This window comes from Acinetobacter sp. UBA991, assembly GCF_002292065.1.
GTDB lineage: Bacteria > Pseudomonadota > Gammaproteobacteria > Pseudomonadales > Moraxellaceae > Acinetobacter > Acinetobacter higginsii.
The window spans coordinates 99453-111080 of the sequence record NZ_DBBF01000035.1 but is presented as its reverse complement, the minus strand read 5'-3'; the positions used below and the strand labels follow the sequence as shown (position 1 = coordinate 111080).

Genomic DNA, 11628 nt, shown 5'->3' with positions numbered 1-11628 from the left:
TGACCATGTTGATGAATCAAATCATCAAAGGTCTTGATTTCATTGACACGAACCAAGTGATAAATTTCTTGGCGTGAGTACGGGAAGTGCTCACACACATGGTTATTGACTGTTACGCCTTGCCGTTGTAGCTCAGACTTCAACACTTGCGTGACTAAAGGTGCACAACCACCACAGGCTGTCGCCGCTTTGGTACATTTTTTCAAAGCACCAAGTGAGGTTGAACCGTCACAAATTGCTTGGCAAATATCGGCTTTGGACACGTTATTACAAGAACAAATGGTTGCGCTATCTGGCAATAAATCGACACCACTACCGCCTGCTTTGGCACCTGAATCGGCAAAACCTGGCATGATCAAACTTTCAGGTGTTTCTGGTAGTGCCAGACCATTTAGCATCATTTGTAGTAGGTCATTATATTCTTTGGCATCACCGACCAAGACCGCACCAAGCAACTTGGTTTTATCTGCATCGACCACGATCTTTTTATAAACCAAGCTATCTTCATCAGCATAAAAATAGCTGAGTGAGTTTGGCGTCATGCCATGCGCATCACCGACGGATGCCACATCAACCCCCATCAACTTCAACTTGGTGCTCATATCTGCACCTGCGAAACAATGGGTTTCTTCGGCTAAGATATGTTTTGCGGCAATACGTGCCATGTCATAGCCGGGTGCGACTAAGCCATAAATTTTATTATCCCACAGCGCACATTCACCAATCGCATAGATATGCTCATCTGAGGTTTGACAATAATCATTGATTTTAATCCCGCCACGCTCACCCAACGCTAAACCACTCAAGCGCGCTAATTCATCACGTGGGCGAATTCCCGCTGAGAATAAAATGATATCTGTTTCCAGCTCACTGCCATCCGCAAACTTCATGATGTGCGTTGTGCTATCACCGGCTTCAATACATTGCGTGGCTTTTTGGGTATGGACTTTTACCCCAAGATTTTCAATTTTACGGCGTAATACCTTGCCACCTAGATCATCAATTTGTACCGCCATTAAACGCGGTGCAAACTCCACCACATGCGTTTCCAGATTTAAATCTCGCAATGCTTTGGCAGCTTCCAGACCTAATAAACCACCACCAATCACCACACCTGTTTTGGCATTTAAGCTCGCAGCACGAATGGCATCTAAGTCTTCAATGGTACGATAGACAAAACAGTTTTCACGATCATTGCCTGAAATTGGTGGAACAAAGGCATATGAACCTGTTGCTAAGACCAATTTGTCATAATGAATGACATCGCCTAAATTGGTAGTCACCGTTTGCTCAGCTGCATTAATTTCTACCGCTTTGGTATTGAGTCTTAAATCAATACCGTGCGCGTCTGCAAAATCAAAGCGAGCCAGTGATAAATCTTTGGCTGTTTTACCAGAGAAGTATTCAGTCAAATGTACGCGGTCATAGGCAATACGTGGTTCTTCTGCAAGGATGGTAATTTCTAATTCATCATCAGCTTTCTCCAAGATGGCTTCGATGAATTTATGCCCCACCATACCGTGACCAATCATCACTAATTTCATTGTGTTTCTCCTCAAATCGAATCTTTGATTAAGCTGCGCTGCTTTGTTCTGAGCTACGTTCCAACATGGCTTGTTCAAACAGCTGTTGTTCTTTTTGTTTATGCTCTACCGAGAATCGGATCAGCATCACCGAGCTTGCAGCAATCACTACCAAGCCACCTAAAACCATTAAACAAGTTTGAAAATCGACCATTCCTTTCAGCAAGAATCCTGCTGCGACTGCCCCGACATTGCCACCTGCACCAATAATGCCTGCCACACCACCGAGTGCTTCACGATCAATAAATGGAACCAATGCATAAGTCGCACCACATGCCATATGGGTAAACAGTGCGAAGATGGTCATACTGAGGATTGCAAGAACTGCACTATTCATATGCGCGAATAGCATCAGGAACAGTCCTTCACCCAAGATCAACAGAAACAAGATTTTGGTACGACCATCTAGACCTTTTTTCAGCGCGACTTTGTCTGAAACAATCCCACCAAGGGCACGGGCAAACAGTGCCAGCAAACCAAAAACCCCAGCAGCCAGTCCTGCTTCTTTTAAGCCAAAGTTGAAGTGTTCGACGTAATACATCGCAATGATGTTGTGCATGAAGATTTCAATACCAAAACATGCCGCATAAGAGCAGAATAGAATCCAGACCCGATAGTTGCGTGCTGCATGCATTAGGATTGCCAAGCCCCCTTTTTTATCGCTTCCCACCACAACACCTTGCGCACGAAGTTCTTTAAAATCGCCTTGTGGGCAATCTTGAGTCAGCTTCCAATAAAGCACACCCACGATCAGCATCATCACACCCGGTACAAGCAATGCAATTCTCCAACCCATGGCTTGTTCTACACCGAACATCACCAAGGCAGACAACAGTAAAGGCATCAAGGCTTGTGTCGCACCACCACCTGCATTCCCCCAGCCCGCTGATGCGGCATTTGCAGTGCCTACAACATTTGGTGCAAACATAATGCTGGTATGGTATTGAGTAATGACAAAGCTGGCGCCAATTGCACCAATCAATAAACGGAAGAATAGGAAGGATTCATAACTATTTGCTGCAGCAACACCAAATACAGGAATGCTGCCCAACAATAACAATGCAGTATACGTTTTACGCGGACCATACTTATCACACAGTGGACCAACGATTAATCGAACCACAATCGTGATTGCAACAGCAGCAATATTAATATTGGCGATCTGATCTTTGGTGAGATGGAACTCGCCTGCAATCACTGGCATTAATGGTGCACAAGCAAACCAAGCAAAGAAACAAACGAAGAAAGCAAGCCAACTCATGTGGAATGCCCGCATCGCTGGTGCGGAAAAGTTGAATAACTTAATTGACGTGGCTTTTTTCGCCGATAAATCTAAAGACATTGCCATCTCCCATACTGAACGTATCATGTGTTGCTCATACAGCACGCTGTATCAACAAACCGATCAGATCGGACATCGTTGGCCGTCTTACAATTTTGCAAGTCATCTTTGACTCAAGGAATAGTTAGCAAATGCTGTGCCAAGTTCTAACCACAATCACACCAACATAACATTAGTTATTGTTTTATATTAATTTTATTCATTTACTCTTTATTTTTAATGAATACCAATTCGGTTGAAGAGAACAAGTTCAGTACAACGACCTGTTTTAAAGCACAATTCGCACTGCTTCAAAACAATTCTTTTTACGCACTTAAAAAGTGCAGTTTTATTCTGGAGGATATAAGTCAAATTTTTCATTTCTTCTACTTGGTCACAGCGATACAATAAAGCGCATAAACAATACGCCCCATGGAGCGATTGCACCGAATAAGAAATCAAAATAGCTTCACTGGCACTATTTTTGCTTCAAAAACAATACGCACAGTACTTTAATCTCTGTGCATAACCCCACCGTTTGACCTATATACTTATGCCGAAACTCAAGATCGCACTTATTGATGACGACCAGGCTCGGGCTGAATACATAAAAACCTGTTTGATTGAACATGACTTTGATGTAGTGGCTTGTTTTACCCTCGATCATCTCAATATTTTTAAACTCGAACATCTTCAAGCCGATGTCATTCTGCTTGATATGGATCACCCACATCGCGATGTGATCGAAAGTTGTGTCAGCAACTTTGATCTGCCTACCGTCTTATTTACCAAGAACACCGATAAAGACACTATCAAACAAGCCATTGATGCAGGGATTACCGCCTATATCGTCGATGGTATAGACCCAAGCCGCTTACACACCATTTTAGATATTTCGATTGAGCAGTATAAAAAGCATAAAAAACTGGAATGTGACCTGAAAGATGCCAAGACCAAACTTGCAGATCGTAAAGATGTCGAAAAGGCCAAAGTGTTGCTCATGCAACTGCATGGCTTAACTGAAGACACCGCGTTTCAATTACTCAGAAAAAATGCCATGAGCCACCGCATGACTATTGGAGAAATGGCACGCCGTTTACTCGATGCCCAACAACTTTTAAATAATCAACTAAAGGATGAATAGATGAGCCATTTAGTCGAATTAGCAAAAGTAGAAAAAACCGAATTACAACTGGGCTATATTCCCTTACTTGATTGTGTCGCATTACTCTGGGCAAAGCAGCGTGGTTTTTTTGAAGAAGTCGGTTTAAATGTCAATTTAGTCAAGGAAGCTTCTTGGGCCAGTTTACGTGATCGTTTAGCTTTTGGCTTACTCGATGCTGCACATTGCCTGTCTGCCATGTTGCCAGCAGCAGCGGTCGGAACTGATCAAATTGGGATTCCACTACAAACCTCTCTCGTGCTGAGTGAAAACCGAGCCTTTATCAGCTTAAGCCAGAAGCTCTGTTATGCACTGAATATTCAGAAGCAAGACAACGCAGAGAGCTCCGCACAGAAACTGACGGATTATATCCGCCAAGATCAAAACGTCTCTTTGGCACATGTATTCCAACACTCGATTCATCACTACTGCTTAAGAGAATGGCTCGCTTTGGCTGACCCTCAACTAGCGCAAACCATTCAAATGAAAACCTTACCGCCACCTTATATGGTTGAAGCGATCAGTAATCATTTAATAGATGGGTTTTGTGTCGGTGAACCTTGGAATACTCAAGCTGAGTTACAAGGTCTAAGCCAAATTGTCTGTTCAAGTCAGCACATTATCCCGAATGTTGCCGACAAAGTCTTAGCAGTCACGCAAGAATGGGCGCAACAACATCCACACACTTTGATTGCCTTAACCAGTGCCATTCTCAAAGCGCAACAAGAGTTGCGACAACTAGATGATTTCAGCCCTGTATGGCAACTTCTGATTGAATTTGATGTGATTCAATTCCATTGCTCGCCAGACGTTCATGTTGAAAAGTACTTTACCATCCAGAATATCATTCGTAACTTTGTACAAAACAGTGCTGAGCCAAAAGCCCAAGACTTTGAATGGCTATTTCAACAAATGCATAAGTGGAATGCTGTAGAACTTGAACGAGACACTTATATGACTCAAGCTCAGAATTGCCTACTGCTTGAAACCTATAAAGCTGCTGCGAATCCCACATAAAACCAAGGACAAAAAAAAGCTGTCTTGATATTTAAAGACAGCTTTTGAAAGACCCAAAAGGGATTACACCAATCACAAGTAATCCCTTAAGTAGTCACTATCATATTGAAAGCAGAGATATCTTTTTCGGACATTTTTATGTCATTAACTGCCATCTAGAATGCGAATTTTTATCATTTCTGCCAACTGATTAAGCGACAACAGTGTTCAATCTCTAATCATCTTGCATTGCAGTCATCAAGCGCTTCACAATGTCACGCAATCAACAAGTAGCATCAGAAAAGGTTCAATATTCATATTTTAGCAACTACAGGTTTACTATCCTCATAAATAATAATTTAAACACATAAAAACAATATGTTAGTATAAAACCTTCATCCTATTGGATCACATAAAAATACACTTTACCCAATTCTTTTCTAAGGATTTAAGTCGCACTAAGATACCAAAATATAAATAGCTTGACTGCTGAGTTACACAAATCCCATGAACGAAATGAGGTAATTCAGTTTAGAATGTTTAAAAATAAAATTACGCTAAATTTTGTCATATTTTAACATTGCCAATTCCTTGCAAAGTTTTCATTATATGCACCATGCTTGGCATGCAAATTTCTTCATCGATTAAAACAAATTATAAAAAAATTGCAGAATTTTGTGCCATAATAAGCAAACTTTGCAGACATCTTGCAAAAAACTTTTGCAGATTTAGAAATTGGAGCAGGCTGAATGAGCTCAACCATTTTGGTAATTCATGGACCGAATTTGAACTTGCTAGGAAAACGCGAACCAGAGGTATATGGTTATCTCACGCTAGATGATGTTAACCAGCAACTCATCGCTCAAGCCCAACATGCATCACTCACACTAGATACTTTTCAAAGCAACTGGGAAGGTGCGATTGTCGATCGTATCCATCAAGCACAAAACGAGGGTGTGAAATTTATCATTATCAACCCTGCAGCCTTGACCCATACCTCAGTTGCTTTACGCGATGCCTTACTTGGTGTTGCCATCCCATTTATTGAGGTTCATTTGTCAAATGTTCACGCCCGTGAATCATTCCGTCATCACTCATATTTATCAGATAAAGCCATTGGCGTAATTTGTGGCTTAGGTGCAAAGGGTTATTCCTTTGCTCTCGATTACGCTATCGAAAAAATTCAATCTTCTAACTAATTTAGACTTTTTAGGAATGCTCACTCATGGATATCCGTAAAATCAAGAAGCTCATCGACTTGATGATTGAATCTGACTTACAAGCGATTGAAGTTAAGGAAGGCGACCAATCCATCTCATTAACTCGCCCTACTCCTGTTTATGCCGCGGCTGCTGTAGCTGCAGCTCCAACGGTTGCTGCTCCAGCACCAGCAGCAAAAACACCACGTGGTGCAGTTGAATCATCACCTATGGTTGGTGTGTTCTATGCAGCACCAAGTCCAGGTGAAGCACCATTTGTAAATGTAGGTCAAACAGTATCTGCGGGTGAAACATTAGGGATCATTGAAGCAATGAAAATCATGAACCCAATTGAAGCAACAAAAAGCGGCGTAATTGAAGAAATTCTAGTGAAAAATGGTGAAGTGATCCAATTCGGTCAACCACTTTTCCGCTACCGTGCTTAATCAGTTTGGGGATTCCTATGTTGCAAAAAGTATTAATTGCAAACCGTGGCGAAATCGCTTTACGAATTACTCGGGCTTGTAAAACTCTTGGCATTAAAACAGTTGGTATCTATTCAGATGCCGATAAAGATTTAATGCACTTACGCTTCGTTGATGAAGCAGTGTGTATCGGACCGGGTGCAAGTAGTGAAAGCTATTTAAATATTCCTGCAATTATTACTGCTGCAGAAATCACAGGCGCGGATGCAATCCATCCTGGTTATGGTTTTTTATCCGAGAATGCGGAATTTGCTGAAATCGTTGAAAGTTCTGGCTTTATTTTCATTGGCCCTCGCCCTGAACATATTCGTCTTATGGGGAATAAAGTATCAGCGATTATTGCCATGAAAAAGTCAGGTGTACCAACGGTACCTGGCTGTGATCATGCCGTAACCATTAACAATGCACTCGCGGAAGCAAAAGAAATCGGCTTCCCATTGATCGTGAAAGCGGCTTCTGGTGGCGGCGGTCGTGGTATGCGTATCGTAGAACGTGTCGACACGCTACTTGAATCGGTTCAAGCGGCGCAACGCGATGCAGAGATGTGGTTCGGTGACGATACGGTTTATATGGAACGTTTCTTACAGAAACCTCGCCATGTCGAAGTACAGGTTCTTGGTGATGGTAATGGTCATGCGATTCACCTCTATGATCGCGACTGTTCTTTACAACGTCGTCATCAAAAAGTATTAGAAGAAGCACCGGCACCAAACCTACCTGAACAAGCACGTGCTGATATTTTAGAAGCCTGTGTGAATGCATGTAAGTTGATGCAGTATCGTGGTGCAGGTACATTTGAATTTTTATTTGAAGATGGCGAATTCTTCTTCATCGAAATGAATACTCGCGTGCAAGTTGAACATCCTGTCACTGAAATGGTGACTGGGGTTGATATCATTGAACAGCAACTTCGTATTGCAGCTGGTTTAGGTCTTGAACTTGAACAAGAGCAAATCGAAGTTAAAGGTCATGCGATTGAATGCCGTATCAATGCTGAAGATCCAACTACTTTCTTGCCTTCTCCAGGTAAAATTGAAAGTTTCTATGCGCCAGGTGGTGCTGGTATCCGTTTGGATTCACACATCTATCAGGGCTACAACATCCCGCCTTACTATGACTCAATGATTGCAAAATTGATTTCTCATGGTAAAGACCGTGAAACATCATTAGCTCGCATGCGCCAAGCATTAGATGAAATGATTTTGACAGGAATTAAAACCAATATTCCTTTGCATAAAGATTTGATCTTACAAGACAAAAATTTCTGTGAACAGGCAATGGATATTCATTATCTTGAAAAACATTTGCTAAAACAGCTTGAACCAAAAGCTGAAAAAGCCTAAATAAAAAAGCCTCTTACTCAAGAGGCTTTTTTATTTCTAACTCAATCTTAATTCTTAGGGTAAAACACGACGCAAGGTCGCAAAACACTTATCGCCTTTTTCACTGGCACAAAAATCGATAGTTGAATCATTGGCCCATTTTACAAAGTACTGCGAAACTTCACCCGTTTGATCTTGCTTTTGACCTGAACAGTCCATTTCATTATTGTCATATTTGATTTGCAGAACTAATGCGGGCAAGCGCTCTTTATGATCTTCTGATGGCTGATAATCATATAAGCCATACGACCATTCTTGACCACTTTTAATCACCACATCACTTGCACCACGGAAGTTATAGTATTCGACACACTTCTTATTGTTTGGAATTTCCATTCCCCACAGCCCCATAATCTCAGGGCGAGTTGTGACCCGAATCGCATTGGCTTTAGCTATTTGTTGAGGGGTTACTGCTGCTTTGTCATTTACGACCGTCTCTGCCATAGTCCATGTTGAGCAAGCCCATAATAATCCAATAATATAAATATTTTTCATAGATTTAATTAAGTCGTCATCTTAACGGTGCATAGGCTTAAATTAGCATATTTTTTGATAAAAGCATGCATTCATAACCATATAAACACAATATTTTTACCATGTAATTTAATTGCTTGTTTTGACACTTTTTCAGGTATGCTATTTTTCAAATTGTATTTAACTTTTTACTTTATAAAGATTTTCGCTTTAGGGATAAAAGCCATGAAATTTTCAGAATACGTACAGTACGATGGTTTAGGGTTAGCCGAGTTAGTCAAAAACAAAGAAGTTCAGCCGTCAGAGCTGCTCGAAATCGCATTAGAACGAAGCAATCAAGTCAATCCGAAACTGAATGCCATCATTATCCCAATGTATGAACAAGCCAAACAACGCGCTCAACACGCTTTATCAGGTCCATTCTCAGGTGTTCCATTTTTAGTCAAAGATCTATTTCAAGAATACCAAAGTGTGCCAACGTCTTATGGCAGTCAAGCATTAAAAAAAATCAATTACACACCAGACTTTAATGCAGAAATTGTCAATCGCTGGGAACAAACTGGTATTGTCACTTTTGGACGAACGAATACGCCTGAATTTGGTATTAAAGGGATTACTGAGCCTGATGCTTGGGGAGCATGCCATAATCCTTGGAATTTAAAGCATAACAGCGGTGGCTCTTCAGGCGGTTCTGCTTCAGCAGTTGCAGGCGGCTTAGTCCCTATTGCGGGTGCGGGTGATGGCGGTGGATCAATTCGTATCCCTGCTTCGTATTGCGGTCTATTTGGACTTAAACCCAGTCGTGGACGTACGCCATGGGGACCACAATTTAGCGAAGCCATGCACGGCGCTGCCATGCAGCATGTGCTCAGCAAAACCGTTCGAGATAGTGCAGCCATGCTTGATGCAGTGCAAGGTCCTGAACAAACCTCACTATTTCGTATTGAAGCACCGAAACAAAACTACTTAGATATCATTCAACAAAGTCCAAAAAAACTTCGTATCGCATTTAATACCCAATCACCGATTGGTACCAAAATCTCTAAAGATGCAATCCAAGCTGTGCAAAAAACTGCGAAGCTATTGGAATCATTGGGTCATATTGTGGTTGAAGACCGACCTAAAATAGATGGTCTCGAACTGGCAAAAGATTTTGTCACCACATGGTTCAGTCAGTTCTCCTATATGCAGGCACAAATCAAACAAATGGCGGGTGCAAAAAATCGTGATTTCGAACTCGATTCAATTACTTTGGCTGCCTTTGGAGCGAAGACCACGGCGACAGAATATATTCATACGCTTAATAATTGGGGACTGTACAGCACCCAGATGAATATTTTCTTTGAAAAATATGACTTATACCTCACGCCAACCACGGCCTCAGTCGCGCCTAAAAATGGTGAGGTTGCCACACCTGCTTGGCAGAAGCCAATCCTAAAAGGCTTGCTAAAACTAGGAAAAGCCCACTACTTGGCACAAGGTAAGTTGGTAGAGAAAATGGTACAGGACAATTTGAGTTGGGTACCTTTTACCCAGCTCGCCAATGTAACCGGTTTACCTGCCATGTCAGTCCCTTTGTATTGGAATAAACACGGTATGCCACTCGGTAGCCAGTTTATCGCACCTTTTGGATGTGAAGACCGCTTGTTGCAACTTGCCGCTCAACTGGAACAAGCACAACCATGGTTGCCGCAATATAAACACATCCAAATCTAGTCTAAGTTTTGGCTGCTGTTTCCACTTGATTCGGCAGCCATAGCACCAGTAATAAACCAAACAAGACCACCACACTGGCACAGAAGAAAATGGTCGCACCTGAAAATATTTGCCAATAGTGCCCAGCCAATAAACTTCCAGATGCTACCCCTAAGCCCCACATGGTGCTATACAATGCCTGTCCTCGGCCTTGCTGCTCTGGTGTAAAGTTTTGGAAAATCACTTTCATGGCAATCAGATGGAACAGGCCAAAACTAAAGGCATGTAAACACTGAGTAAGTAACTGTCCAATATAATTGTTTTCTAAAACACCGACCAAGAACCAGCGTAAACTGGTTAAAAGCAGGCAAATCACTACCAATGTTCGCCATGAAAAGCGAGTGAAGAAGAGCTTTTGTGCAATAGCAAACATAATGATTTCAGCAATCACCCCCATCGCCCATAAGCTGCCAATTTGTGTGGTGCTAAAGCCAATTTCTTTTAGATAGTTACTATAAAAGCTATAAAACGGCGCCAATGAAAACAGCAAAATAAATTCAATACTAAAAAATGCAGCAACGATGGGCCGTTTTAAAATCGGGAGTAGCGGTTCAAGCGTTTTCTGAGAGCTTGGTGCATGTTCAGGCTCTTTAATACTAAATGACCAAAGAAAAGCCAGAAATGAAACAGAGAGCAATAAAATAGGCAGCATTGAGATTGGAATAACCTCCAATAAAGCCCCAATTACAAATACACCGACAATAAAACCGACTGAACCCCATTTACGCACTTTGCCATAGAGTTCCGCACGTTTTTCACCTAACCAGAATAAAGTCACGCCCTCAAACTGCGCCAAGATGGCATTTTGGAAGAAACTGAAAATCAACATCAGTAACGCCACTGATTGGAAACTATTCGGGATTACGAAGATGGCAAACCAGATACAGGTTTCCATCCAGGTCGCAATACGTACCAAAAGCATTCGCTTTCCTGATTTATCAGCAATCCAGCCCCAAATTAATGGTGCAAAAAAACGGGTAATAATCGCAATTGAAGAAAGAATGCCGATCTCTTGGTAATTGAACCCCTGATCTTGTAGATACAGGTTCCAATACGGCATGAACGTTCCGACTATGGCATAGTAGAACAGGTAGAAACCACCCAATCGTGTTTGGATACTTAATGATTGAAGCAATTCAAATGCCTTTTTTAAAGTGTCAAATAAGAATAAATAGAGAAAATAAACTCGATTGATATAAGCGAATTTTAGCTCATTTCACCAAACAATTCGCCAAATATCCGCATGAATATCAAAGCGGATATGTAAAAAA

General features: G+C 41.6%; 10 protein-coding genes. 6 read left to right on the top strand and 4 right to left on the bottom strand.

Translation table 11 applies throughout. The features are described from left to right. Together nirB and B2727_RS15105 are read right to left on the bottom strand one after the other, a co-directional pair. Positions 1 to 1544 (bottom strand): nitrite reductase large subunit NirB (nirB, locus tag B2727_RS15110; RefSeq protein ID WP_291349557.1); only part of this gene is annotated, 1544 nt, incomplete at its 3' end. A 28-nt stretch (positions 1545 to 1572) separates the two neighbouring features. Further along, positions 1573 to 2925, bottom strand: coding sequence for an MFS transporter (locus tag B2727_RS15105; protein ID WP_033133109.1), 1353 nt, complete (start codon positions 2923 to 2925; stop codon positions 1573 to 1575). 532 nt (positions 2926 to 3457) lie between these two features. Here B2727_RS15105 and B2727_RS15100 point away from each other — a divergent pair. From B2727_RS15100 to accC, 5 genes are all read left to right on the top strand, one after another. Continuing rightward, on the top strand, positions 3458 to 4048 hold the full coding sequence (locus B2727_RS15100) for an ANTAR domain-containing response regulator (protein WP_005189070.1): 591 nt from the start codon (positions 3458 to 3460) through the stop codon (positions 4046 to 4048). After that, positions 4049 to 5083, top strand: coding sequence for an ABC transporter substrate-binding protein (locus B2727_RS15095; RefSeq protein WP_033133028.1), 1035 nt, complete (start codon positions 4049 to 4051; stop codon positions 5081 to 5083). Positions 5084 to 5811: 728 nt separating this feature from the next. Then, positions 5812 to 6261, top strand: coding sequence for a type II 3-dehydroquinate dehydratase (aroQ, locus tag B2727_RS15090; protein ID WP_005315896.1), 450 nt, complete (start codon positions 5812 to 5814; stop codon positions 6259 to 6261). Positions 6262 to 6287: 26 nt separating this feature from the next. Continuing rightward, positions 6288 to 6707: an acetyl-CoA carboxylase biotin carboxyl carrier protein gene (accB, locus tag B2727_RS15085; RefSeq protein ID WP_004807532.1), complete on the top strand. Its 420-nt coding sequence runs from the start codon at positions 6288 to 6290 to the stop codon at positions 6705 to 6707. A gap of 17 nt (positions 6708 to 6724) precedes the next feature. Then, a complete protein-coding gene (gene accC / locus B2727_RS15080; RefSeq protein ID WP_004807534.1) occupies positions 6725 to 8089 on the top strand; it encodes an acetyl-CoA carboxylase biotin carboxylase subunit in 1365 nt (454 codons plus the stop codon). A gap of 54 nt (positions 8090 to 8143) precedes the next feature. On the opposite strand, the gene B2727_RS15075 is transcribed toward accC, so the two are convergent. Next, positions 8144 to 8623: a hypothetical protein gene (locus tag B2727_RS15075; protein ID WP_005189081.1), complete on the bottom strand. Its 480-nt coding sequence runs from the start codon at positions 8621 to 8623 to the stop codon at positions 8144 to 8146. 204 nt (positions 8624 to 8827) lie between these two features. Between B2727_RS15075 and B2727_RS15070 the strand changes: the two genes are divergently transcribed. Then, complete coding sequence (locus tag B2727_RS15070) at positions 8828 to 10318, top strand: amidase (protein WP_033133027.1); 1491 nt, start codon at positions 8828 to 8830, stop codon at positions 10316 to 10318. Between the two features lies 1 nt (position 10319). Here the strand turns inward: B2727_RS15070 and B2727_RS15065 are convergent, their stop codons facing one another. Continuing rightward, a complete protein-coding gene (locus tag B2727_RS15065; RefSeq protein ID WP_081406939.1) occupies positions 10320 to 11492 on the bottom strand; it encodes an MFS transporter in 1173 nt (390 codons plus the stop codon). Between the last annotated feature and the right edge of the window lie 136 nt (positions 11493 to 11628).

Excerpts from the sequence above, each read along its gene's own strand:
- B2727_RS15105 (WP_033133109.1), bottom strand. The coding sequence starts at position 2,925 with ATGTCTTTAGATTTATCGGCGAAAAAAGCCACGTCAATTAAGTTATTC.
- B2727_RS15100 (WP_005189070.1), top strand. The coding sequence starts at position 3,458 with ATGCCGAAACTCAAGATCGCACTTATTGATGACGACCAGGCTCGGGCT.
- B2727_RS15095 (WP_033133028.1), top strand. The coding sequence starts at position 4,049 with ATGAGCCATTTAGTCGAATTAGCAAAAGTAGAAAAAACCGAATTACAA.
- aroQ (WP_005315896.1), top strand. The coding sequence starts at position 5,812 with ATGAGCTCAACCATTTTGGTAATTCATGGACCGAATTTGAACTTGCTA.
- accB (WP_004807532.1), top strand. The coding sequence starts at position 6,288 with ATGGATATCCGTAAAATCAAGAAGCTCATCGACTTGATGATTGAATCT.
- accC (WP_004807534.1), top strand. The coding sequence starts at position 6,725 with ATGTTGCAAAAAGTATTAATTGCAAACCGTGGCGAAATCGCTTTACGA.
- B2727_RS15075 (WP_005189081.1), bottom strand. The coding sequence starts at position 8,623 with ATGAAAAATATTTATATTATTGGATTATTATGGGCTTGCTCAACATGG.
- B2727_RS15070 (WP_033133027.1), top strand. The coding sequence starts at position 8,828 with ATGAAATTTTCAGAATACGTACAGTACGATGGTTTAGGGTTAGCCGAG.